Genomic DNA, 24,638 nt, shown 5'->3' on the forward strand with positions numbered 1-24,638 from the left:
GACACCCTGCCGGCAGCGGCCCTGCTCGACCTGGCCGCGCGCCCGCCCCGGCCCTGCCCGCCCCGGCCCTGCCCGCCCCGGCGGAGGAGGACGGCCGGCCGGAGCTGCCGGAGCCGGCCGCCCGCCGGCTCGGCTTCCTGCTGGGCGGCCGCGGCCCGGACACCAGCCTCGCCAACCTCACCGAGCTGCTCCCCCAGTGGCTGGCCGCCGCCCGGGCGCACGGCTACCGGCTGCCGCCGGCGCACGTGCCCGCCCTGCTGGACACCGCCCGCGCCCGCAGCGAGCTGCGCCCCGACGTGGTGGCCCTGGCCGGCCCGCTCGGCCGCTGGCTGGCCGGGCAGAACCCGGACTGGCGCTTCGTCGGCCGCACCGCGGCCGCGACCGGAGCGGCAGGCGCCGCCGACGCTCAGCACGATCCGGCGGCCGGCGAGCAGATCTGGCAGGAGGGCCTGTTCGCCGAGCGGGTCACCCACCTGACCAGGCTGCGCCGCCGCGACCCGGCGGCCGGCCTCGCCCTGCTGCGCTCCACCTGGGGCACCGAGCGGGCCGAGGACCGCCTGCTCTTCCTCGACGCCCTGCAGGAGGGGCTGTCCACGGGGGACGAGGAGTTCCTGGAGGCCGCCCTCGGCGACCGCAGCAAGAACGTCCGCACCACCGCCGCGGAGCTGCTCTCCACCCTGCCCGGCTCGGCCCTCGCCGCCCGGATGGCCGAGCGCGCCCGCGCCTGCGTGCACCCGCTCGACGGCCTGCTCGCCGTCGCCCCGCCCGCCGAGTGCGACGCGGCGATGCAGCGCGACGGCATACCGCTCAAGTCGCCCACCGGGCGCGGGCAGCGCTCCTGGTGGCTCGGCGAGATCGTGGCCGCCGCCCCGCTCGCGCTGTGGACGGACGCCACCGGCCTGACCGCGCAGCAGGTGCTGCGGCTGCCCGCACGGGAGGGCGGCGAGGCCGACGGCACCGACTGGTCGGCGGACCTGCGGGAGGCCTGGGCACGGGCCGCCGTCCGGCAGCACGACGAGGCCTGGGCCCGCGCCCTGCTCGGCCCGGCGCCCCGGCCGGGCGGCGCCGAGCGGACGGCGGGCGCCCCGGCGAAGCTGCTGGCCGTCCTGCCGCCGGTGGAGCGGGCGGCCTGGACGGCGGCGTTCATCCGGGCCCACGGGCTCGGCGACGCCTTCCAGCTGCTCGGGGCCTGTGCCACCCCGTGGACGCCGCCGCTCTCCACCGCGGTCGTCGCCGCGCTGGAGCGGGCGGCCGGCTCCGGGGCCTACCCGTGGAGCCACAGCGGGGTGCTCGGCATGACGGAGCGGGCGCTCGCCCCGGAGGCCGCCCCCGCGGTGGAGGCGCTCGCCGCCGACGCCGCGCCCGACACCGCCTGGGCCGACACCTTCACCCGTCTCGCGGAGACGCTCCGGCTGCGGGCGGCCATGTTCGCCGAGCTCGCGCCCTGAAGGGCCGCGTACGGCGGGCCGGTGGTCAGCCCGCGCGGCGGAGGTTCGCCTCGACCCAGTCGACCACCGATCCGGTCGTGGTGCCGGGGGTGAAGACGTCGGCGATGCCGAGCTCCTTGAGCCGGGCGATGTCCTCCTCGGGGACGATCCCGCCGCAGAAGACCGTGATGTCCTCGGCCTCGCGTTCGCGCAGCAGCTCCATCACGCGTGCGCAGAGGGTCAGGTGGGCGCCGGAGAGGATGGACAGCCCGATGCCGTCGGCGTCCTCCTGGATCGCCGTGTCGACGATCTGCTCGGGGGTCTGGTGCAGGCCGGTGTAGATGACCTCCATACCGGCGTCGCGCAGCGCGCGTGCGATCACCTTCGCGCCCCGGTCGTGGCCGTCCAGCCCCGGTTTGGCGACCACCACGCGGATCGGCCCCGACACACCCATCGCTGCCTCCTGGACCTCGTCGTCCGCGGCCCGGCCGCCCCGCCCGGACGCGGGCGCGGTGTCCACGGCCTCCGGCGGGCCTGCTGGCAGCGTAACGCGGAGTGCACCCGTCGGCGGTTTTCGGTTGCGGACGGGCGGGGAAAATCACAGGGCTGCCCGTCAGCCACCCCTGGTACCAGCTCTTCCGTCTCCCCTGCGTCGGCCGCCGCAGGGGCCCCGCGCCGTCCTGCCGGGGAGAGCCGCATGACGATCCCGTTCCAGCGGACGGCCGCCACCGTCCGCGGCGCGGGCGCGGAAGCCGCCGCGCTCGCGCACCACTTGGTCCGCTACCCCACCGGAATCCCGCCGGAGCGACGGCCCCGTCCGTGCCCGGACCGCCCGGCGCCGCCCGCCGCGCCGCCCCGGCACGACCCCGTGCTGCTGCTGCACGGGTTCGTCGACAACCGGGCCGTGTTCGGGCCACTCCGCCGCGATCTGCACCGGCACGGCTGGACGCACCTGCACGCCCTCAACTACTCGCCGCTGACCCGCGACGTGCGGGCCGCCGCCGTGCTGCTCGCCCGGCACGTCGAGTGGGCGGCACAGGCGCACGGGGGCCGCCCCGTCGCCCTGGTCGGGCACAGCCTGGGCGGCCTGATCGCCCGTTATTACGTGCAGCGTCTCGGCGGGCACGAACTCGTCCCCGAGGTGGTCACCCTCGCCACCCCGCACGAGGGGACGACGGCGGCCCTGCTGCCCAACCCCTTCCCGATCACCCGTCAGCTTCGGCCGGGCAGCGACCTGCTGGCCGAACTGCGGCTGCCGGCACCGGGCTGCACCAGCCGCTTCACGGCCGTCCGCGGCGGGCTGGACGAGGTGGTGCTGCCCCGCCGCGGCGCCCGGCTGGACCATCCCGACCTGGACGCCGCCAACGTGGCCGTGCCCGGCGCGGGCCACGTCGGACTGCCGGCCCACCCGCGGGCGGTCGCCGTCGTCCGGCTCGCCCTGGAGGCGTGGGCCGCAGGGCCCCTGACGGAGCGCCACGCGTGCTGAGATGCGCACTTCGTCCGGGATCGTGATCAAGGTCTACAGTCTCGACTGTTTTCTCCCGGTCACTCCCGATTCCGAGGAGGCGGCGCGATGACGGTCAGACGCTCCCCCGTCCGCATCCCGATCCGTATCCCGATCCACCGGCAGCTCCCCGGCCCGGCCGGCGGCGCCGAGCGGCCCCGCGGCCAGCACCGCGGCCCGCGGGCGAGCACCACCCGGCGGGCGATGCTCACCGTCGCCCTGCCGTCGGCGGCCACCCTCGGGGTCTTCGGGGTCGCGGCCGCGACCGTGCACGCGGACCGCACCCGGCTGCCCGGCCCGGCGCCGTCCGGCCCCTCGTTCCCCTCCCGTGGCCCCGCCGGCGAGCGGCCCGGCCCCGACCGGGCCGACCGGGAGCTGGCCCGGGCGGCGCTCGCCGCCCGCGGCCGTCCCCGACCGCAGCGGCCGGAGCAGCCCGGGGAAGCCGGGAGCACGGACACCGCGCCGCGGCCGCTGTACGTGCTGCCGGTCGAGCGGACGGGGCTGAGCGCGGGCTTCGGCCAGGCCGGTCCGCACTGGGCGGCCCGGCACACCGGCATCGACTTCCCGGTGCCGGCCGGCACGCCCGTCCGCGCCGCGACCGACGGCACGGTGACCACCGGTTGGAGCGCCGCCTACGGGTACCTGGCGGTCGTCACCGCCGCGGACGGCACCGAGACCTGGTACGGGCACCTGCGCGGGTACCGGCTGCCCGGAGGGCCCGTCCGGGCCGGCGACGTCGTGGGATGGGCGGGGTCGACCGGGAACGCCACCGGGCCGCACCTCCACTTCGAGGTGCGGCCCGGTGGCCGGGCCCCGGTCGACCCGGTGCCGTGGCTGCTGGCCCACGGGGTCGACCCGCGCTGAGCGCCCCGGGCGAGGGCCCCGGGCGGGCGGCGCGGGCCGGCCCGACGGGTTCGACGACTCAGAGCTTCTCGACCGGCGCGTAGCGCAGCAGCAGCTGCTTGCGGCCGGTGGTGCCGAAGTCGATCGTCGCCTGCGCCTTGTCGCCGACGCCCTGGGTGGCGACGACGGTGCCGAGGCCGAAGGAGTCGTGGCTGACCCGGTCGCCGACGGCCAGCGCGACCACCTCGCGCTCGGTCACCTTCCGCGCGGACTTCGCCCAGCCCGGCTGCGGCGTCGTCGTCGTCGAACGGGCCGAACCGCCGGAGGAGCCGTACGAGCGGGACCCCCCGGAGGACGAGGGCGAGAAGCCGCGGGCCGGGGGCACGGCCGCCGCGCCGGTGCGCTTCCAGTCGACGAGGGTGTCCGGGATCTCCTCCAGGAAGCGGGAGGCCGGGTTGTACGCGGGCTGGCCCCAGGCGCTGCGGAGCACCGAGCGGGTCAGGTACAGCCGCTGGCGGGCGCGGGTCAGGCCGACGTAGGCGAGCCGGCGCTCCTCCTCCAGCTCCTTGACCTGGTTGAGGGCCCGCATGTGCGGGAAGATCCCGTCCTCCATGCCGGTGAGGAAGACCACCGGGAACTCCAGGCCCTTGGCGGTGTGCAGGGTCATCATCGTGATGACGCCCTGGCCCTCCTCGTCGTCCGGGATCTGGTCGGAGTCGGCGACCAGCGCGACGCGCTCCAGGAAGTCGGCGAGCGAGCCGACCGGCGGGGCGCCCTCGGCGTCCTCGCCCTCGGGGCGTTCGCCCGGGTCCTGCTCGTACTCCAGGGCGACGGAGGCGAGCTCCTGGAGGTTCTCGATCCGGGTCTCGTCCTGCGGGTCGGTGGAGGCCTGCAGCTCGGCGAGGTAGCCGGACTCCTCCAGCACGGCCTCCAGCACGGCGGCGGGGCCGGCGCCGGACTCCACGACCTGCCGCAGGCCGGCCATCATCGCGTTGAACTTCTTCACCGCGTTGGCCGAGCGCGCGGCCATCCCGTACGCCTCGTCGACCCGCTGCAGCGCCTGGGCGAAGCTGATCCGCTCGCGGGCGGCGAGGGCGTCGACCATCGCCTCGGCGCGCTCGCCGATGCCGCGCTTGGGCACGTTGAGGATCCGCCGCAGCGGGACGGTGTCCTCCGGGTTGGACAGGACGCGCAGGTAGGCCAGGATGTCCCGGACCTCCTTGCGCTCGTAGAAGCGGACGCCGCCGACGACCTTGTACGGCAGGCCGACCCGGATGAAGACCTCTTCGAAGACGCGGGACTGCGCGTTGGTGCGGTAGAAGATCGCGACGTCGCCGGGCCGGGCCTCGTCCTCGTCGGTGAGCCGGTCGATCTCGTCGGCGATGAACTGGGCCTCGCCGTGCTCGTCGTCGGCGACGTAGCCGACCACCCGCTCGCCCTGGTCGCCGGCCGTCCAGAGGTTCTTCTTGCGCCGGTTGGTGTTGCGCTCGATGACGGCGTTGGCGGCGGTGAGGATGGTCTGCGTGGAGCGGTAGTTCTGCTCCAGCAGGATCGTCGTGGCGTCGGGGTAGTCCTCCTCGAACTGGAGGATGTTGCGGATCGTGGCGCCGCGGAAGGCGTAGATCGACTGGTCTGCGTCGCCGACCACGCAGAGCTCGGCCGGGGAGATCTGGGCGAGCCGGGCCGCGGTCGGGTTGACGAAGTCGCCGTCCGCGGTGAGCTTCGGCGCGTCGGAGAGGGCGCCGCCGGAGAGCTCGCGCACCAGCGTGTACTGGGCGTGGTTGGTGTCCTGGTACTCGTCGACCAGGATGTGCCTGAAGCGCCGGCGGTAGTGCTCGGCGACGTCGGGGAAGGCCTGCAACAGGTTGACCGTGGTCATGATGATGTCGTCGAAGTCCAGCGCGTTCGCCTCGCGCAGGCGCCGCTGGTAGAGGGTGTACGCCTCGGCCAGCTTCTTCTCCATCGGGTTGGCGGCCCGGTCGGCGTAGGTCTCCTCGTCGATCAGCTCGTTCTTGAGGTTGCTGACCTTGGCGGTGAAGGACTTCGGCGGGAACTGCTTCGGGTCCAGGTCGAGGTCCCGGCAGACCAGGGACATCAGGCGCTGCGAGTCGGCCGAGTCGTAGATCGAGAACGACGAGGTGAAGCCGAGCAGCTTCGACTCGCGGCGCAGGATGCGCACGCAGGCGCTGTGGAAGGTGGAGACCCACATCGCCCGGGCGCGCGGGCCGACCAGCTGCTCGACGCGCTCGCGCATCTCGCCGGCGGCCTTGTTGGTGAAGGTGATCGCCAGGATCTCGCCGGGCTGGGCGCCGCGGGCGGCCAGCAGGTATGCGATCCGGTGGGTGAGCACCCGGGTCTTGCCGGAGCCGGCGCCGGCGACGATCAGCAGCGGGGAGCCGTGGTGCAGGACGGCCTCGCGCTGCGGGTCGTTCATGCCGGCGAGCAGCTGCTCCGGGTCGATCACGGGGCGGGCGTGGCCGTTGCGGTAGTACGCGTCGCGCTCGTCCTGGGCGGCGAGGTCGGTCTCGAACAGGCCGTCGGGGATGGCCTCCTCGTACGGCGGCTCCTCGTCCAGCGGCGGCTCGTCGTGGGCGGGGCTCGACCCGAGCGAGGGACTCTCGAAGCCGGGGAGCGGGAGGTCGTCAAAGAGGCTAGTCATGGCATTCCGAGTGTATGACCCGCCGCCGACACTCCGGCCCGGGTCGCCGGATCCGCCCCGGTGAGGGGGCGGCCGCTACGGCGCGTCCGGGTAGACGAAGACCACGTAGCCGCCGTAGGCCGCGGACATCAGGGCCGCCGAGCCCAGCAACAGGACCAGCGAGCTGCGGCTGCGCAGCCGCACCAGGCCGTTGGCGACCGGCAGCAGCAGCCCGAAGGCCGGCAGCAGGAAGCGGGCCCGCGAGTTGAAGTACGCGGCGTCGCCGAGCGCCAGCACGAGCATCGCGGCACTGAACAGGACGAGCACCGGCGGCTGCCGCTGGAGCACCGAGACGACGAGCAGCACGACCGAGCCGGCGAGCACGGCGGCGACCACCGCGTCGGTCAGCCAGACCTGGTCGGCCCGGGTGAGGAGTCCGCGCAGCGAACGGTACGTGCTCAGGCCGAAGTCGAAACGGGAGTGCCAGGCGTCCTGGATCCGGAAGTAGCCGTCCCAGCGGCCCTTCACCACGCCGACCCAGGTGAGGAAACCGAGGAAGCCGAGCGGCGCGATCAGCCCGCCGAGCGCCGTACGCGGGCCGCCGCGCCGGCGGAGCAGCTCCCACAGCGCCGCCGCGGACACCGCGGCCGCCAGGGCGATGCCGGTGGGGCGGGTCAGTCCGGCCGCCAGGCACAGCGCGCCGGCCCACACCCGGCGCCGGGTGAGCACGGCGTAGCAGGCCCAGGCGGCGAACGCGGTGAACAGCTGTTCCGAGTAGGCGGCGCTCTCCACCACCGCGTACGGGGTGATGCCCCACAGCACGGCCGCGACCACGCCGACCCTCCGGCCGTAGAGGTGCGCCCCGACCGCGAAGATCCCCCAGGCCGCGGCGAGCGCCGCGGCCCAGGCGACCAGCAGGGCCGCGGTGTGGACGGGCACCGGCAGCACGGCGTGCACCAGCCGGATCAGCGCGGGGTAGGCCGGGAAGAACGCGTACGGCTCGTAGGGCCCGTACGGTCCGGGCTGCGGCGCGGTGCCGGCGTAGCCGTGGACGGCGATGGCCTGGTACCAGAACGCGTCCCAGAGGGTGGCGAGGCGGCGCAGTGCCGAGCCGTCCCCGTGTACAGGCCAGAGGACCAGCGTCAGGATCCCGAGTGCCCGGACGAGGGCGTAGCCGAGCAGCGCCGGCAGGGCGGCGCGCAGTGCGGCGGATCCCCGGGCCCGGATGCCGAGCCGTTGGCCGGCGGTGTCCGGCGAGAGCACGACGGGCATGAGCCCTCCCACGGCGCGCGGGCCGTCCGGGCGGCCCCGGACGGGCGGAGGGCCGTGCCCCGCGGGGCACGGCCCTCCGATCAGACCCCGGGGGCGGGACGGCAGGCAAATCGGCCGTCAATCAGGATTGACGGCCGCCGCCGCTGCCACGGCGCTACGGCCGGTAACGCAGCAGCACCTCGCCCTGCGGGCTGTGGGCGACCTCCGTGAAGGCCGGCCCGGTGGGCACCTCGCCGTCCTCGGGCCGGATGAGCACCCAGCCGGCGTGGTACTTCGCCATCAGACGGGTCCGCTCGGCCTCGGAGGCGCCTTCCGCGAAGAAGGCCCTGGTGTCCGCGGCCCGCTCGTCCAGGACGGGCTGCGCGACCGCGGGGTCGGGGTAGCCGGCCTCGACGGTGAAGTAGCCGTAGGCGGGCAGCATGACCAGCGGGCGCTCGCCCCGGGTCATCACCACGTCGCCGTACTTCAGGTACGCGCCGGTCCACTGGAAGCCCGGCCACGGGTTCCACGTCTGGACGTTGTGGACGACCGCCTTCGGGAACCTGGACTTGGGCACCAGGTAGAACATGGCACCGGACTGCACCCAGACGCCGAACAGCAGGACCACGGTGGTGATCAGGGAGAGTTCGCGGCGGAACCACTGGGACCGCGGCACGCGGGCGAGCTCGAGCGCGGTCGCGAACTGCAGCACCACGATGACGCCGGGGTAGGCGCGGCCCCAGCTGTAGTGGCCGCTGACGAAGCCGTAGAGCACCGCGGCGGCGATCAGCGCGAAGGTGATCACCAGCGGGTCGAGGCGGTCGCGGCGGAACCGCGCGACCAGCGCCGGCAGGCCCAGGACGAGGGCGAAGCCGAACCAGTTCAGGGGGTGGCTGTAGAGCCCGTGGTGCATGGCGTCCAGCGCCGCGGACTGCTGGAGGCCGAACAGGCTCCAGTAGGGCCACAGGGCCACGCCGGCCAGCATGACGGCGGCCGAGAGCCCCCAGTACAGCCAGCCGCGGAGCTTCAGGGAGCGCAGCGAGCCGGCCAGGATGCCGACCATGCCCAGCGACAGCACGATGCCGGTGAAGGGGTGCGACAGCAGGACCACGAACATCACCAGGCCGACGGCGGCGTGCAGCGGGATCCGTGCGAGCGGCGAGGTGGTGACGGGCCGGGCGCCCGGCACCCGGTCGAGCAGCCACATCGTGGCGGCCCAGGTCAGGAACATCAGGCCGGCGGCGAACGCGCTCGGGAAGGAGACGCCGAGCGAGAACGAGACGAAGGACTCGTAGCCGCTCCACACCCGGACGTCGGTGCCCCACAGGAAGAAGTAGCAGAGCAGCGCGAACACCGGTGCCCAGCGCCGCGTCGTCAGCGTGCGGACGAACGCGCCGATGCCGGCGAGGACCAGCAGGACGTTGCCCACCGCGAGCAGGTGGAGGGTCTTCAGCGGCACCAGCCCGGTCGCCAGCGAGACCAGGGCCCCGAGCAGCTGGTACGGCGAGAAGTACGGGCTCCCGTCGCCCGGGACGTCGATCATCGGGCTGGTCGGGTGGCCGAGGTCCTCCCGGAGCCGCCAGATCGTGGAGGCGTGCTGGCCTATGTCGCCCGACCACGGCAGCCGGGCGCACATCGGCACGAGGACCAGTAGGAACAGCAGCACCGTCACCTTGTACGGCGTGGGTCTGAGGTGGCGCGCGAATCCCCTGCCGGCCGCTCGCCCTGACGGCGCGCCAGGCCGCCCTGCGGCGGTCGCGAGGCCCGGGGCCGCAGGCCCTGCGGACGGGTTCTGGGACGGAGCGGCCGTTTCGGTCATGGATCCGAATCATAGGCCGTTCGGGTGTGTCCGACGGAAATCGGCAGCGTACCGCACCGACACGAACGGCCCGCCGCCGCGTTGCCCCGCGCGGCAGTGTGAGAAAGCCGATCCGTCGGACGGGGTTCCGTTCCGGCGGGCGGCGCATAGACTCGCGCGGAGTCGACGCCGACCATCATGCACATGGCAGGTCCAGCCCGCCGCCGTGGTGGTTCCCCCACGTCCGCGACCGAAGGCCCTCGCGATGCTCCTCCCCCCCGCCCGAAGCCTGCCGGCCGTCCCGCCGGAACCCGCCACCGCAACCCCCGTCCCCGCAGCACCCGCCACCGCAGCCCCTGCCCCCGAGGCACCCGCGCCCGCCCCCGGCCGCGGCCCCCGCCTGCGCGCGCTCGACGGCCTCCGCCTGCTGGCCGCCCTGGGCGTGATGCTCTTCCACTACACCGGGAAGGACCTGGACCCCCGGATCTGGGGCGCCCGCCCCCGGGCGCTGATGCCCGAGGTCAGCCGGATCTCCTCCTACACCTGGCTGGGCGTCGAGCTGTTCTTCCTCATCAGCGGCTTCGTGATCTGCATGTCCTGCTGGGGCAAGCGCCCGCGAGACTTCCTCACCTCCCGTGTGGTCCGGCTCTACCCGGCGTACTGGTTCGCCGTGCTGCTGACCGCCGCCGTGGTGGCGCTGGCCGCCCGCCCATGGGGCAGCTACCACGAGCTCACGTACCGCCTCGTGCTGACGAACCTGACGATGTTCCAGTGGCCGATGGGCACCGAGGCGGTGGACCCGATCTACTGGACCCTCTGGATCGAGATGCGGTTCTACGTCGTCTTCGCCGTGGTCCTGGCGTTCGGACTCACCTACCGCCGCGTCGTGCTGTTCTGCATGGCCTGGACGCTCGCGGCGATCCTCGCCCCCGGCATGCACTGGGGCCCGCTGACCGAGCTCGCCCAGCCCCAGTACGCCCCCTTCTTCGTGGCGGGCATCGTGATGTACCTGATGCACCGGTTCGGGCCGAACCCGCTGCTGTGGGGGATGCTCGGCTTCTCCTGGCTGTTCGCCCAGAACCAGATGCCCGGGATCATCAGGCAGTACGAGGCGGAGGTCAGGCATCCGATCCCGTGGACCAACGCCACGCTCGTGATGACCGCGGGCTTCCTGCTGGTGCTCGCCGCCGCGCTGGGCCGGCTGGACCGGCTGAACTGGAAGTGGCTCACCACCGCCGGCGCGCTCACCTACCCGCTGTACCTGCTGCACCAGGAGATCGGCTGGATCGCCATCTGGGTCGGCCACCGGTGGCTCGCGCCGCTGCCCCTGCTCTGTGTGGTCGTCACCGGCGTGGTGCTCGTGTCGTTCCTGGTCAACAAGCTCGTCGAACGGCCGCTCTCCCGCGCGCTCAAGCCGTTGATGCAGCGCTCCTTCGCGGCGCTGTCACGGCACGGCTGACGGGGGCGGGGCCGCCCGTCACGGCGAGAACGGGTTGCGGAACGTCAGGAAGACGCCGTACATGCCGGAGGCGAGCGCGGCACAGGCCAGGACGGCGGCCAGGGTGAGCTTCGACCGCGCCTTGGCCAGCCCGACCGCGGCCGGCAGCAGCAGGGTCACCGCCGGCACGAGGAACCGGGCCCGCGGCGCGTAGAACGCCCCGTTGCCGAGCGCGATGAGCAGGCTCGTCGCGGTGAAGACCAGCAGCGGCAGCGGGTGGCGCTGCACGAGCGTCACCGCGAAGAGGAACACCGCGGCCAGCACGACGAGGACCATGACGACCTGGTCCAGTTGGGTGCTGCGGTGCCCCTGGCCGATCAGCATCGCCTTCAGCCAGCGGGCGGTGGTGATCCCCCCGTCGAAGTGCGAGTCCCAGGCCGACTGCACCCGGAAGTAGCCGTTCCACTCGCCGCGCGCCCACCCGACGTACCCGACGTAGCCGAGCCAGCCGAGCGGCGCGAGGACCGCGCCCAGCAGCGGGCGGGACCAGTGGACGTCGCCCCCGCGACCCCGCAGGTGTCCGACCAGGCACCAGGCGGCGGCGACGACCACGGCCGCCGCCACGGCCATGCCCGTCGGCCTGGTCAGGCAGGAGAGGGTGCTGATCGCACCGGCCCACACCCACCGCCGGGTGACCACCGCGTACAGGCTCCAGACCGCGAGCGCGGTGAACAGGGCCTCCGAGTAGGCGTAGCTCTCGACCACCGCGTGCGGCAGCACGCCCCACAGCACCGCGGCGACCGTACCGGCCCGGTGACCGTAGAGGTGCGACCCGAGGGCGAAGATCCCGGCGGCCGCCACCAGCGAGGCCGTCCAGGTGACCAGCAGCGCCGACCCCCCCGGATCCAGCCGGAGCACCTCGTGGACGGCCCTGATCAGCGCCGGGTAGAGCGGGAAGAACGCGCGGGACGAGTACGGCACGCCGTTCTCGTAGCCGGGCATGCCCAGGTCGTCGGAGTAGCCGTGCAGCGCGACGTCGCGGTAGTAGACGGCGTCCCAGAGGGTGGTGATCCGCTGCAGGGCGGAGCCCGGCCCGGGGTGCATCCACAGCAGCAGCAGGCCGACCGCGCGGACGGCGGCGTAGCCGGCGACCGCCGGCGCCGCGGCCCGCACCGCCCGCCGGGCGTTCGGGAACCTCCGCACGGCTCCGGGACCCGCCGGTTCGCGCTGCGGACCGCTGTCGGACACGCCGCCCCGCGGCAGCGCGGTCGTCTCGCTCATCCCTACCCCCACCGAGGTGCTGTCGCGCCGCCGTCGTGGCGGCCGTGCCCGAGCGGCGCCGACGCCGCTCGGAACGGGCTGCACGGCGCGCCGGCGCGGATCTCCACCGGCCCCGGCAGGATCGCACCACGGGTGTGCGGCCGGGCCGCGGCCCGGAGGAGGCCGTCGGGGAAACACCGGTCGACACCGGGTGTCCGGGGCCGCGCGCGCGGCACCCCCGGGCCGTGCGTCGTCGCGCCCGCCGCCGTCCATTATGGCCCAGCGGCAGCGGTGCTCCGGGGCCGTCGGGCCGTTCCGCGGGCTCCTGCGGCCCCGGGGCGGCGCCCCGGGGCCGGGGGCGCCTCAGACCAGCCGGCGGGCCGTCGCCCAGCGGGTCAGCTCGTGCCGGTTGCTGAGCTGGAGCTTGCGCAGCACCGCGGAGACGTGGCTCTCCACCGTCTTCACCGAGATGAACAGCTGCTTGGCGATCTCCTTGTAGGCGTAGCCGCGGGCGATCAGCCGCAGCACCTCCCGCTCGCGCTGGGTGAGCCGGTCGAGGTCCTCGTCGACCGGCGGGGTGTCGGTGGCCGCGAAGGCGTCCAGCACGAAGCCGGCGAGCCGCGGGGAGAACACCGCGTCGCCGTCGGCGATCCGGAAGATCGCGTTGACCAGGTCGGTGCCGGTGATCGTCTTGGTGACGTAGCCGCGGGCGCCGCCGCGGATGACGCCGATGACGTCCTCGGCCGCGTCCGAGACGGAGAGCGCGAGGAAGCGCACCCCGCCCTGCTCGCCCATCAGCGGCGCCGAGCGGCGCAGCACCTCGACCCCGCCGCCGCCGGGCAGGTGGACGTCGAGCAGCACGACGTCCGGCCGGGTCTCGGCGACCACCCGCACCGCCGACTCGACGTCGTCGGCCTCGCCGACCACGTCGATCCCGGTCGTCTCGGTGCGGCCAATCTCGGCACGCACCCCGGTGCGGAACATCCGGTGGTCGTCCACCAGGACGACCCGCGCGACGCGCTCCGGCGCGCTTCCCCCTGCGTCAGTCATCTGCCCTCTCCATCTCCAGCTCGACCTCCGTGCCGCCGCCGGCCGCCGGCCGCACCCGTGCGGTGCCGCCGTTGCGCCGCATCCGGCCGACGATCGACTCCCGCACGCCCATCCGGTCCTCGGGCACCGCCTCGGGGTCGAAGCCGGGGCCGTGGTCGCGCACGAACACCGACACCGTCCTCCCCTCCACCTCGGCGTACACCTGGACCGGTCCCCCGCCACCGTACTTGGCCGCGTTGACCATCGCCTCCCTCGCGGCCTGCATCTGCGCCGCGATCCGCTCGTCCATCGGGCAGTCGCCGACGCAGACCAGCTCGACCGGGACGCCGTGCCGGTCCTCGACCTCGGCGACGACGGCCCGGACGTGCTCGGCGAGGGTGTCCGGCGCGGCCTCCGCGACGGCCTCCGGGCGGTAGAGCCACAGCCGCAGCTCGCGCTCCTGGGCGCGGGCCAGGCGCAGCACCTCCTTCGGGTCCTCGGCGCGGCGCTGGATCAGGGTGAGGGTGTGCAGCACGGAGTCGTGCACGTGGGCGGCGATCTCGGCGCGCTCCTGGGCGCGGATGCGGGCGGTGCGCTCGGCGCCGAGGTCCTGCCACATCCGCAGCGCGTACGGGCCGACCAGCACCAGCATGCCGGCGAGCACCGCGAGCGAGGCCTCGACGATCGAGGCCAGGGTCGAGCCGCTGCCCTGCAGCACCAGGAAGCCGACGATGCCGGCGACCACCAGCAGCACGCCGGCGGCGACCCGGACGAACGCGCTGCGCCGCTTCGACCCCTCCTCCAGGCCGAACCAGCGCTGCCAGCGGGAGTCGTCGGCCTGCCGCCAGACCAGGGCGACGCCGACGCCGATGGTGAGCAGCGGCCAGACGTACGGCTTGGCGGTCTGGATGTGCAGTGCGTTGAGCAGGGCGATGACGCCGACGACCAGCATCAGCAGGGCGATCAGCTGGCCGAGGCCGCCACCGGTGCGGCCGGCCGTGCCGGGGGCCGCCGTGCCCGGGGCGCCGGCGGCGGGGGCGTCGGCGGGCAGGCCGTGGAAGGTGCGCTGGAGCAGGTCGCGCAGCCGGCCGAGGCCGCGCCGTCCGCCCTTGACCGGTCCGCCGGAGGGGCGGGTGCCGGCGCCGACGCGGACGAAGGCGCCGTCCACGTAGGCCCACTGCGTGGGTGCGCCGGGGGCGGGTTCGCCGATGCCGATCGGCACCACGAACCAGAAGGCCGCGTACAGCAGCGCGCCGATGCCCTGGGCGAAGAAGAGGAGCACGAAGGCGCCGCGGACCCAGCTGACGGGCAGCCCGAGGTGGACGGCCAGGCCGTGCGCGACGCCGCCGAGCATCCGTCCGTGCGGGCTGCGGTAGAGCCTGCGGTACGGCTCCGCCGGGCCGCCGGGGGCGGTCGGGGCCTCGGGTTCGGGCTGTTGGGTCTCGCTGCCGGGTGCTGCCACGCCACAGACGGTCTCATGTCAAGCGGTACTGGTGCATCAGGGTCGGCCCCGGAAGTCACTCAGGGACAGATCAGGGTCCGTCCGGGGCCGCAGGCGGTTGGGCGGGGGCCCGGCAGCCACCAGGATGGTGCCATGACCGACGAGCAGAGCACGGCCGGGAGGGCCGGCGGCAGCGCCGAAGCCGCGCCCGAGGACGTCCCGCAGGCGGCCCAGCGCCCGCCGCTGGCCCGCAGCGGGCAGCACCGGGTGGTGGCCGGCGTGTGCGGCGGGCTCGGCCGCCACCTGGACATCGACCCGGTGGTGTTCCGGGTGGTGGTCGCGGTGCTGTGCCTGTCGGGCGGCCTCGGCCTGTTCCTGTACGGGCTGGCGTGGCTGATCGTGCCGCGCGAGCCGGTCGACGGCCGGCCGGGCCGCACCGAACTGCAGCGGGTGCTGACCGGCCGGGTGGACGGGCAGTCCATCGGTGCGGTGCTGCTGACGGTGATCGGCACGGGGGTCTTCTTCTCGTCCATGGGTGACGGGGGTCAGCTCTTCCCGCTGCTGCTGCTCGGCGGCCTGGTGTTCCTGGCGGTCCGCTACGACCCGGAGCGCCGCCGCCGGGCGCACGGCAAGGCGGCGCCGGCCGGGCCGGACGGCCCCTACGACCGGCTGGAGGAGCCGGTCGAGCAACTGGACTGGAAGACCTGGCAGCACCGGGTCCACCAGGACTTCCGCACGGAGTGGCGGGCTCGCAAGGCGGAGATGCACGAGCGGCTGCGGGCCGCCCGCGAGGAGTCCGCGGCGCAGCACGCCGCGGACCGCGCGGCGGGCCGGGTGCCGCAGGACACGCCGCCGCCCGGGCCGAGCGGCTACCTGTGGGACCCGCGGCACCCGGAGCGCAATCCGTACGGCTCGCACACCCCGCCGGGGGTGCCGGCGCAGGCGTGGTGGAAGCGGACGGACCTGCCGGAGGGCGATCCGCTGCGCAAGTCGGGGCCGTCGGCGTCCCCGGCGGGCGCCGACGCGCCGGTGCCGCCGGCGGTGCCGCGGCCGACCGGGGTGGTCCGGCACGGCGGCTCGGGTCTCGGCGGGGTCGGGGTGCTGCTGGCGCTCGGCGCGGGGGCGCTGGCCTGGTGGCTGACCGACCGACAGGGGCAGCCGGTGCACATCGCGACGGTGCTGGCGGCGGCGCTGCTGGCGATCGGCCTGGTGATGCTGGTCGGCGCCCGGTACGGGCGGGCCCGCGGGCTGGCCGTACCGGCGCTGCTGCTGACGCTGGTGCTGGCCGCGGCGGGCGGGTCGAACGCGGCGCTGCACGCCGGGGTGGGCGACCGCCTGTGGGCACCGGCGACGGCGGCGGGCCTGCAGGAGCACTACGACCTGGGGGCGGGCGACGCGACCCTGGACCTGACCGGGCTGGACCCGGCGGGCGCCGCCCTGACGAGTTCGGTGCGGCTCGGCGCGGGTGACCTGAAGGTGCTGCTGCCGAAGGACGTGGACGTCGAGCTGACCGTGCACAACCTGGCCGGCGACATCCGGCTGCCGAACGGGGAGCACCTCTCCGGCACCAACAACAACCACACGTACACGCTGCACCCGCCGGCCGGAACGGTCTCGCGCGGGTCGCTCGACCTCACGCTGACGGTCGGGCTCGGAGACATCAAGGTGGTCCAGTCATGAGGAAGCACCGGCTCGACCCGTTCTCGCTGATCTCGGGGGTGCTGTTCACCGTGGTCGCCGCGGTGTACCTGGTGGCCTCGCTGAACGACCGCACGGTCAACGGACGGATCGTCATCCCCCTGACGCTGATCGGCCTGGGGACGGCGGGGCTGGCCGGGGCGGTGGCCGCGGTCGCCCGCCGCGGGCGGGGCGGCGAGCTGCCGCAGCCGCCCGAGGAGCGCTGACGGCGCTCCCCGAGCCCCGGCGCCCGGCCCTCAGCTCTGCCGGCCGCCGAGCTCCAGATCGCCGCCGTTCCTGGTGACGGTGTACTTCGGCAGCGGCTTGGTGGCCGGACCGTTGACCACCGCGCCGGTCTTCGCGTCGAAGCGGGAGCCGTGGCAGGGGCAGTACATCTTCCCGTCGCGTGGTGCGTCGACGGTGCAGCCGGAGTGGGTGCAGATCGCGGAGAAGCCGCAGTACTGGCCGGCGGAGGGCTGCACGATGTAGATCGCGTCGCCGGTGGCCGGGTCCTTGACCTGAGCCGAGCCGCCGACCGGGACGCTGGCGGCGGCCACGGTGACCTTGTCGCCGGTCGCGGGCGCGGGGTTGGTGGACCCGGGGGCCGGGTCGCCCTGGGTGCCCGCCGTGCCGGAGGCGGCCGGGGTGGCGACGGCCTTGCGGTCGCGGCCGAAGGTGGCGGTGAGCGAGCCGGAGAGCAGCCCGGCGCCGCCGAGGGCGACCGCGGCGATCCCTCCGTCGAGCAGGGACCGCCGGCGGACGGCGCCCTCGGACAGGCCGCGCAGCCGGTCGCGTTCGGCGCGGCGGGCGAGGTAGCCGTCGATCGAGAGGTAGGGGGTGCCCGCCAGCACCAGCGGCGTCCAGGCCATCAGGTAGGCGAGGTCGTTGCCGAGGTAGTACGGCGAGACGTTCCAGCTGACGGTGAGGAAGAGGGTCAGGTTGATCGCGGCGCCGCCGGCCGCGGCGAGCCGGCCCCAGAGCCCGAAGAGCGTGCCGAGGCCGACGGCGAGCTCGCCGAAGGCGATCAGCAGGGCGAAGAAGGTCGGCGCGTGCAGCGCCGGTCCGAGGGCCCAGCCGATCGGGCTGCCGTCCTTGGCGGCCTGGGTCTGCGAGACGAAGGAGGCGGCGTCCCCGGCCCCGGCCAGGTAGTGGGAGTCGGAGAGCTTGTCGAAGGCCGCGTAGACGAAGGTGACGCCGAGGAAGAGCCGCAGCGGCAGGGTCGCGTACTGGGTGGCGGTGCGCTTCCACGCCTCGCGCCGGGAGGGGGTGTGTCCGTCGTGCGCCCCGGTCATGCCGTCGCCCTTCCCTCACGGCCTGTCAACTGCTGACAGGTCCGGTCCGATTCTGCCCGTTGCTGTGCGTGTTCTGTTGCAGGTCCGGCAGCGCACACGGCCGCGCCGCCACTTCCTGGTACGGAAGCGGCGGCGCGGTTGTTCAATCGGCCGTGCGATCGGCCGGCGGGATCACTCCCACTCGATGGTGCCCGGCGGCTTACTGGTGACGTCCAGCACCACGCGGTTCACGTCGCGGACCTCGTTGGTGATCCGGGTGGAGATCTTCGCCAGCACGTCGTAGGGCAGGCGCGACCAGTCGGCCGTCATGGCGTCCTCGGAGGAGACCGGACGCAGCACGATCGGGTGGCCGTAGGTGCGGCCGTCGCCCTGGACGCCGACCGAGCGGACGTCGGCCAGCAGCACCACCGGGCACTGCCAGATCTGGTTGTCCAGGCCGGCCGCGGTGAGCTCCTCGCGGGCGATGGCGTCGGCCTCGCGGAGCAGGTCCAGGCGCTCCTCGGTGACCTCGCCGACGATCCGGATGCCGAGGCCCGGGCCGGGGAAGGGCTGGCGCTGGACGATCTCCTCGGGCAGGCCGAGCTCCTGGCCGACCATCCGGACCTCGTCCTTGAACAGCTTGCGCAGCGGCTCCACCAGCTGGAACTGGAGGTCCTCCGGCAGGCCGCCGACGTTGTGGTGCGACTTGATGTTGGCGGTGCCGGTGCCGCCGCCGGACTCCACCACGTCCGGGTACAGGGTGCCCTGGACGAGGAACTCCACCGACTCGCCGTGCTCGCCGGCCTCGGCGACGATCTCCGCCTGCGCCTGCTCGAAGACCCGGATGAACTCCCGGCCGATGATCTTGCGCTTCTGCTCCGGGTCGCTGACGCCGGCCAGCGCGGTCAGGAAGCGCTCCTTGGCGTCGACGACCTTCAGCTGGACGCCGGTGGCGGCCACGAAGTCCTTCTCGACCTGCTCGGTCTCGCCCTTGCGCATCAGGCCGTGGTCGACGTAGACGCAGGTCAGCCGGTCGCCGATGGCCTTGTTGACCAGGGCGGCGGCGACCGCGGAGTCCACGCCGCCGGACAGGCCGCAGATGGCGCGCTTGTCGCCGACCTGCTCGCGGATCAGCGCGACCTGCTCGTCGACCACGTTGTGGGTCGTCCAGGTCGGCGCGATGCCGGCGCCGCGGTAGAGGAAGTGCTCCAGGATCTGCTGGCCGTGGTCGGAGTGCAGCACCTCGGGGTGGTACTGGACGCCGTACAGCTTGAGGTCGTCGTTCTCGAAGGCGGCGACCGGGACCACGTCGGTGGAGGCGGTCACGGTGAAGCCCTCGGGCGCGGCGGAGCAGGCGTCGCCGTGCGACATCCACACCGAGTGCTGCGCCGGGACGCCCTCGAACAGGGTCGAGCCGCTGCGGCTGACGGTCAGCGGGGTGCGGCCGTACTCGCGGGCGCCGGTGTTGTCGACGGTGCCGCCGAGCGTGATCGCCATCAGCTGGAAGCCGTAGCACATGCCGAAGACCGGCACGCCGGCCTCGAAGAGCGCCCGGTCGAGCCGGGGCGCGCCCTCCTCGTAGACCGACGACGGCCCGCCGGAGAGGATGATCGCCTTCGGGTTCTTGGCGAGCATCTCGGCGACCGGCATGGTGCTCGGCACGATCTCGCTGTAGACCCGGGCCTCACGCACCCGACGGGCGATGAGCTGGGCGTACTGGGCACCGAAGTCGACGACCAGGACGGTGTCGTTCTCGGTTGCGGACTGGTCCGGGGAAGCAGAGGACACGGACGGCCTTCCGGCGGGTGTGGGGAGGGTCTGCACCCGAGTCTACCGGGGCGGGTCGAACGCTCGGACCGCCCGGCCGTCCCGGGGCGGGCGCGGGCGGCCTGCGGACCGTTCACCCGCTTGCCGGGCCTCCGGGCCGTGACCGCCGGCGGCGGCGGATCGTTGCACCGCTTGACCGCGGCGACCGCGCCGGGCCCGCCAGGTCCGGGCGGTCACGACGGTCGGCAGGACCACGCGTGGATCCGAATCCGGTCCACCCCCGCGCGTGGCGGGCGGACGCCCGCCGTGGGACCGCGCGGGGGTGCGGCGACCGGGCAGCAGGGGACAGCGACCCCGGCCGCGACCGGACGGACCGTAGGGGCGGGGAGGCCGGCGCCGGCCTCCCCGCCCCCCGGCCGTACCGCACACCCGGGCACCGCGCCCACGGGCCCGTTCCACTCCTCGGCCGCCCCCGTCCCACCCTTCGGCCGCCCCGCGCACTCCCCCGTGCGCCCCTGCTTGCAACTACTACGCTGAGTAGTCGACACCGGCGGCCGTGCCCCCGGCCGACCGGAGCCGCACCGTCCCCGCAGAGCCGTGAACGGAGGGATCACCACCGGGAAACGGACTGTGCCGAACTGCGCCGAATCGGTTGCACAGGACGGCTTCCGTCCATCACGATGCTGGTTGTGGGGGTTGGCCGACCGCCCCGTGGGGGCGGCGCGGACCGGCGGCGCGGAGCGTCCGCGGGCCGGTGGCGACAACGGTTATCACCTCACGCTCCGTGAGGGCCGACCCGGCCCGTGCACGCGACGGGGCCCGGACACCCACGGGCGACCCGCCGCCCCGAACCATTCCGAACGACGGCGCACTTCCCCCGGTGCCGTCACCCCAGCACCCGGCGCTGCCCTGACGCCGCGTGCTGAACGACAAAGGGCCCCGTTCCCCCGCGGGGCCCTTTGCCCTGTCCGCCGCCCGCACGCATCCGCCGCCGGCACGCACCCGCCGTCGGCGGGCTCAGTCCTGCGGCTCGCGGGCGGGCACCACCGGCACGGGCAGCAGCGGCAGCCGCAGGGCGCCGAAGGCCCCGGCGGGCACCGTCGGCTGCTTCGGCTCGACCGCGGCGATCCGCCGGTAGCCCTCGCCCTGCGCGGGCCGCGGGTCCGCCTCGCCCTTGTTCGGCCACAGCGACATCGCCCGCTCGGCCTGCGCGGTGATCGTCAGCGACGGGTTGACGCCCAGGTTGGCGGAGACAGCGGCGCCGTCCACCACGTGGATGCCCGGGTGCCCGTACAGCCGGTGGTAGGGGTCGATGACGCCGTGCTCGGCGTCCTCGCCGATCGGGCAGCCGCCGAGGAAGTGCGCCGTCATCGGCATCCGCATCAGCTCGCCCACGTTGGTGCCGGCGAAGCCGTTGATCTCGTCGGCGAGGATCCGCGCGGCCTCCTCGCCCTCGGGGATGTGCTCCGGGTTGGGCGCGCCGTGGCCCTGCTGCGCGGTGAGCAGGCCCCGGCCGATCCCCTTCGGCTTGCGGAAGGTGGTCAGCGAGTTGTCCAGCGACTGCATGACCAGGCCGATGATCGTCCGCTCCGACCAGCGGTACTTGGAGACGTTCCGGGCCGACAGCACCGGGTGGCGCACCGTGGTGGCCAGGTACGAGAGCAGGTTGGAGCGGCGGTGCGGGAACTGCAGGATGGTCATCAGGCCCATCGCGTTCGAGCCCTTGCCGTACCGGACCGGCTCGATGTGGGTGTTGTCGTTCGGGTGGATCGAGGACGTGATCGCCACGCCGCGGCTGAAGTCCGCCCGGGGCGCACCGGTCTTGCGCCGGTAGCGGCGGTTGTCGGTGAGCGCGCCGACCAGCGACTCCGAGTTGGTGCGGGTGAGGAAGCCCAGCTTGGCGGAGATCCTCGGCAGGGCGCCCTCGTCGCGCATGGTGTGCAGCAGCGTCTGGGTGCCGTAGGTGCCGGCCGCGACGACCACCTGGCGGGCCCTCAGCACCGTGCGCGGGCCCTTGCGGCGCCGGTCGGTGGGCACCGTGGTGACGGCGTAGCCGCCGTCCGCCTCCTCGGCGAGGCCGACCACGGTGGTCAGCGGCCGCACCTCGGCCCCGGCCTGCTCGGCCAGGTAGAGGTAGTTCTCGATGAGCATGTTCTTGGCGCCGTGCCGGCAGCCGGTCATGCACTCGCCGCACTCGGTGCAGGCGCGGCGGGCCGGGCCCGCGCCGCCGAAGTACGGGTCGGGGACCTCGCTGCCGGGCGCGCCCTTCGCCGTGCCGTCGGCGTCCTTGCCGTCGCCGAAGAACACGCCGACCGGGGCCAGGTGGAAGGTGTCGCCGACGCCCATCCGCTCGGCGGTGGCCTTCAGGTGGGTGTCGGCGGCGGTCACCGTCGGGTTGAGCCGCACGCCGAGCATCCGCTGCGCCTGGTCGTAGTACGGGGCGAGCTCCTCCTGCCAGTCGGTGATGCCGCCCCACTGGCGGTCCTCGAAGAAGGCCTTCGGCGGCACGTACAGGGTGTTGGCGTAGTTGAGCGAGCCGCCGCCGACGCCCGCGCCGGCCAGCACCAGCACGTTGCTCAGCAGGTGGATGCGCTGGATGCCGTACAGGCCGAGGGCGGGCGCCCACAGGTAGTTGCGCAGGTCCCAGGAGTTCTTCGGCAGGCTGTCGGCCGACCAGCGGCGGCCGGCCTCCAGGACGGCGACCCGGTAGCCCTTCTCGGTGAGGCGCAGAGCGGAGACCGAGCCGCCGAAGCCCGAGCCGATCACCACCACGTCGTAATCGAATCCGCCGTTGTCCGCCATGGTGCCGCTGCTCCTTCGGGGGTGGGGGTGGCCGCGGGGGCGACCGGGTGCGGGCCTACCGGAAGCCGAGGGCCTTCATCGCCCGGAGTCCGGTGGTCAGCAGCGCCGCGAAGCGCTCGTCGTCCAGCCCGTGCGAGGGGCCGATCGGCAGCAGCCGCTGGGTGGCGACGGTCTGCGCCTCGGTGAAGCGCAGGATGCCCTCGGCGCCGTGCCGCCGGCCCAGGCCGGAGTCGCCCATGCCGCCCATCGGGGAGGCGACGGAGCCGTAGGCGGCGGCGTACGCCTCGTTGACGTTGACGGTGCCGGTGTGCAGCCGGGCGGCGACGGCGCGGCCACGCCGGGAGTCCTTCGTCCACACGCTGGAGTTCAGGCCGTAGGGGGTCGAGTTGGCGATCTCGACGGCCTCGTCCTCGCTGTCGAAGCGGTAGACGGAGACGACCGGGCCGAAGGTCTCCTCGGTGCAGACCGCCATGCCGGGGGTGACGCCGTCGAGGACGGTGGGCTCGTAGAACAGCGGGCCGAGGTCGGGGCGGGGGCGGCCGCCGGCCAGCACGGTGGCGCCGGCCTTGACGGCCTCGTCGACGTGCCGGGTGACGGTCTCCAGCTGCCGGTCGGAGACCAGCGAGCCCATGTCGGCGCCGTAGGCGAGGCCGCCGCCGAGGCGCAGCGCCTTCGTCCGGGCGGTGAAGCGGGCGAGGAACTCGTCGGCGACCGAGCGGTGCACCAGCAGCCGCTCGATGGAGATGCACAACTGGCCGGCCGAGGAGAAGCAGGCCCGCACGGCGCCCTCGGCGGCCCGGTCGAGGTCGGCGTCGGCGAGGACGAGCAGGGCGTTCTTGCCGCCGAGTTCGAGGGAGGCGCCGACCAGCCGGCCGGCGGCCTGCTGGGCGACCTGCCGTCCGGTGCGGGTGGAGCCGGTGAAGGAGACGTAGTCGGCGTGCTCGACCACGGCCGGGCCGACCACCGGGCCGTCGCCGACCACGATCTGCCAGACGTCGGCGGGCAGACCGGCCTCGACGAGCAGCTCGCGGGCCCACAGCGCGGTGAGCGCGGTCTGCGTGTCCGGCTTGTTGACCACGGCGTTGCCGGCCGCGAAGGCGGGCAGCGCGTCGCTGACGGACAGCTCCAGCGGGTAGTTCCACGGCGAGATCTGGCCGATCACGCCCTTGGGGCGGCGGCCCTCCAGGGTGTGGGTGAGCACCGGCAGGGCGCCGCCGCGGCGGCGGTCGCGCAGGTAGGAGGCGGCCTTGCGGCCGTAGTGCCGGGCGGCGGAGGCGGCGGCCAGCACCTCCTCGAAGGCGTGCAGGCGGGTCTTGCCGGTCTCGGCCTGGATCAGGTCGAGCACCTCGTCCTGCCGGGCCAGCAGCAGGTCGTGGAAGCGCAGCAGCACGGCGGCGCGGCGGCGGACGGGCAGCGCGGCCCAGGCCTGCTGGGCGCGGCGGGCCCGGCGGTAGGCCTCCTCGACGTCGGCCGGGGTGGACTGCGGCAGGCTCGCCAGCGGCTCGCCGGTGAGCGGGGCCGCGGTGACCACCAGCTCGGCGCCCTCGCCTGCGGTGATGCCGCGGGCGAGCCGTTCGACCAGGGCGGGCGTGACGGCCGAGGCGACCGTGCGGGCGCCGCCCGGGGCCGCGGGGTTGCGTCCGGCCTCGTCGGCGGCCGGGGCCTGTGCGTCTGCCGTGGTGTCCGTCATGCAGCGCAGCCTAGGCGTTCGCGGCCCGGATGTGTACCCGCCGGTAACACCCAATTCCCGTGACCGGGCGGACGCGCCCGGTGACGGTCAGCCCTCCACGGAGAAGTTGTTCAGCACGACGGTGAAGCGGCGCAGCGCGTCCTGCCAGTCCTTCTCGGGGGAGGCCACCAGCACGTCGTAGGAGGTGCCGTCCTCGGTGCGGAACTCCACCTCCTTGAGGTGGCGCCGGCCGGTGCCGTCCAGCGACTGGTAGCTGAACTCCCAGACCGCCGCTTCCTGCCCGTTCACCTTGATCCCGGTGAGGCTCTCCCGGCGGTAGGCCGGACGGTTCTTGGTGATGCTCTCCTCCATCTGCTCGAAGTGCTGGAGCGGAGTGAGCGGCTGACCGACCGTCACGGCGAACTGCAGGTAGTGCACCTTGTTGTCGGGGCTGTAGTAGATCTCGTTGTTGTCGGTGGTGCGCACCCACGCCTTGCCGCCGGCGGCGGCCGGCATCGGGAAGCGGAAGCCGGCCGGGTCCTGCTTCCAGCTGTAGCCGCTGGGCGCGGGGCCGGGGGTGTCGGACGGGCGGGTGGTCGGCACGGTGATCGGCGCCGTGCCGCTGGCGACGGGGTCGGGCTCCTCGCCGCCCCCGGGGTCGGAGTGCGTCTGCAGCACGTACGCGGTGACGGCCGCGGCGGCCAGCAGCAGGGCCAGGCCGGCCAGCAGCAGCGGGCGGAGCCGGCGCGGGCGGACGGGCGCGGTCGGCGCGGCGGGCACCCGGGCCCGGGGGAGCCCTGACAGCGAGCACCAGCAGCGGCCG

General features: G+C 74.4%; 17 protein-coding genes and 1 pseudogene. 6 read left to right on the top strand and 12 right to left on the bottom strand.

Annotated features, from left to right (window positions below):
- A partial coding sequence (locus ABD353_RS30325; RefSeq protein ID WP_344626882.1) for a DUF5691 domain-containing protein occupies window positions 1–1,448 on the top strand: 1,448 nt, incomplete at its 5' end.
- A 25-nt stretch (window positions 1,449–1,473) separates the two neighbouring features.
- Here the strand turns inward: ABD353_RS30325 and icmB are convergent.
- Window positions 1,474–1,881, bottom strand: coding sequence for a coenzyme B12-dependent isobutyryl CoA mutase small subunit (gene icmB / locus ABD353_RS30330; protein ID WP_344626897.1), 408 nt, complete (start codon window positions 1,879–1,881; stop codon window positions 1,474–1,476).
- A 243-nt stretch (window positions 1,882–2,124) separates the two neighbouring features.
- On the opposite strand from icmB, the gene ABD353_RS30335 reads away from it, so the two are divergent.
- Together ABD353_RS30335 and ABD353_RS30340 are read left to right on the top strand one after the other, a co-directional pair.
- Complete coding sequence (locus ABD353_RS30335) at window positions 2,125–2,913, top strand: esterase/lipase family protein (RefSeq protein ID WP_344626883.1); 789 nt, start codon at window positions 2,125–2,127, stop codon at window positions 2,911–2,913.
- Between the two features lie 87 nt (window positions 2,914–3,000).
- Window positions 3,001–3,795 carry a M23 family metallopeptidase gene (locus ABD353_RS30340; protein ID WP_344626884.1) on the top strand — a complete coding sequence of 265 codons (795 nt, stop codon included), beginning with the start codon at window positions 3,001–3,003 and terminating at the stop codon, window positions 3,793–3,795.
- A 58-nt stretch (window positions 3,796–3,853) separates the two neighbouring features.
- On the opposite strand, the gene pcrA is transcribed toward ABD353_RS30340, so the two are convergent.
- From pcrA to ABD353_RS30355, 3 genes are all read right to left on the bottom strand, one after another.
- On the bottom strand, window positions 3,854–6,433 hold the full coding sequence (gene pcrA, locus ABD353_RS30345; RefSeq protein ID WP_344626885.1) for a DNA helicase PcrA: 2,580 nt from the start codon (window positions 6,431–6,433) through the stop codon (window positions 3,854–3,856).
- Window positions 6,434–6,508: 75 nt separating this feature from the next.
- A complete protein-coding gene (locus ABD353_RS30350; protein WP_344626886.1) occupies window positions 6,509–7,684 on the bottom strand; it encodes a glycosyltransferase family 39 protein in 1,176 nt (391 codons plus the stop codon).
- A gap of 154 nt (window positions 7,685–7,838) precedes the next feature.
- Entirely contained in the window at window positions 7,839–9,335 is a 1,497-nt protein-coding gene (locus tag ABD353_RS30355; RefSeq protein WP_344626887.1) for a hypothetical protein, read from the bottom strand.
- Between the two features lie 391 nt (window positions 9,336–9,726).
- Here ABD353_RS30355 and ABD353_RS30360 point away from each other — a divergent pair, with 391 nt between their 5' ends.
- Window positions 9,727–10,920: an acyltransferase family protein gene (locus tag ABD353_RS30360; RefSeq protein ID WP_344626888.1), complete on the top strand. Its 1,194-nt coding sequence runs from the start codon at window positions 9,727–9,729 to the stop codon at window positions 10,918–10,920.
- A gap of 18 nt (window positions 10,921–10,938) precedes the next feature.
- Here ABD353_RS30360 and ABD353_RS30365 read toward each other — a convergent pair whose 3' ends face one another.
- The 3 genes from ABD353_RS30365 to ABD353_RS30375 all read right to left on the bottom strand — a co-directional run bounded on the left by ABD353_RS30365 (window position 10,939) and on the right by ABD353_RS30375 (window position 14,650).
- The gene (locus ABD353_RS30365; protein ID WP_344626889.1) at window positions 10,939–12,180 is read right to left on the bottom strand and encodes a glycosyltransferase family 39 protein; all 1,242 of its coding nucleotides are present in this window, start codon (window positions 12,178–12,180) and stop codon (window positions 10,939–10,941) included.
- A 342-nt stretch (window positions 12,181–12,522) separates the two neighbouring features.
- A complete protein-coding gene (locus ABD353_RS30370; RefSeq protein WP_030263323.1) occupies window positions 12,523–13,209 on the bottom strand; it encodes a LuxR C-terminal-related transcriptional regulator in 687 nt (228 codons plus the stop codon).
- A complete protein-coding gene (locus ABD353_RS30375; RefSeq protein WP_344626890.1) occupies window positions 13,202–14,650 on the bottom strand; it encodes an ATP-binding protein in 1,449 nt (482 codons plus the stop codon). Before ABD353_RS30375 ends, ABD353_RS30370 begins: the two co-directional genes overlap by 8 nt.
- A gap of 132 nt (window positions 14,651–14,782) precedes the next feature.
- On the opposite strand from ABD353_RS30375, the gene ABD353_RS30380 reads away from it, so the two are divergent.
- Entirely contained in the window at window positions 14,783–16,309 is a 1,527-nt protein-coding gene (locus ABD353_RS30380) for a PspC domain-containing protein (protein WP_344626891.1), read from the top strand.
- Window positions 16,306–16,533: a hypothetical protein gene (locus tag ABD353_RS30385; RefSeq protein WP_344626892.1), complete on the top strand. Its 228-nt coding sequence runs from the start codon at window positions 16,306–16,308 to the stop codon at window positions 16,531–16,533. The genes ABD353_RS30380 and ABD353_RS30385 overlap by 4 nt, the downstream gene beginning before the upstream one ends.
- Before the next feature lie 30 nt (window positions 16,534–16,563).
- Here the strand turns inward: ABD353_RS30385 and ABD353_RS30390 are convergent, their stop codons facing one another.
- The 5 genes and pseudogenes from ABD353_RS30390 to ABD353_RS30410 all read right to left on the bottom strand — a co-directional run.
- The gene (locus tag ABD353_RS30390) at window positions 16,564–17,598 is read right to left on the bottom strand and encodes a Rieske 2Fe-2S domain-containing protein (protein ID WP_344626893.1); all 1,035 of its coding nucleotides are present in this window, start codon (window positions 17,596–17,598) and stop codon (window positions 16,564–16,566) included.
- 171 nt (window positions 17,599–17,769) lie between these two features.
- Complete coding sequence (gene guaA, locus ABD353_RS30395; RefSeq protein ID WP_344626894.1) at window positions 17,770–19,365, bottom strand: glutamine-hydrolyzing GMP synthase; 1,596 nt, start codon at window positions 19,363–19,365, stop codon at window positions 17,770–17,772.
- Between the two features lie 996 nt (window positions 19,366–20,361).
- Window positions 20,362–22,146: a GMC oxidoreductase gene (locus ABD353_RS30400; RefSeq protein WP_344626895.1), complete on the bottom strand. Its 1,785-nt coding sequence runs from the start codon at window positions 22,144–22,146 to the stop codon at window positions 20,362–20,364.
- Window positions 22,147–22,201: 55 nt separating this feature from the next.
- The gene (locus ABD353_RS30405; RefSeq protein WP_344626896.1) at window positions 22,202–23,836 is read right to left on the bottom strand and encodes a succinic semialdehyde dehydrogenase; all 1,635 of its coding nucleotides are present in this window, start codon (window positions 23,834–23,836) and stop codon (window positions 22,202–22,204) included.
- 87 nt (window positions 23,837–23,923) lie between these two features.
- Window positions 23,924–24,638: pseudogene (locus tag ABD353_RS30410) on the bottom strand (hypothetical protein); the annotation flags it as partial.

Source organism: Kitasatospora arboriphila (assembly GCF_039528095.1).
In the GTDB taxonomy this organism is placed as follows: domain Bacteria; phylum Actinomycetota; class Actinomycetes; order Streptomycetales; family Streptomycetaceae; genus Kitasatospora; species Kitasatospora arboriphila.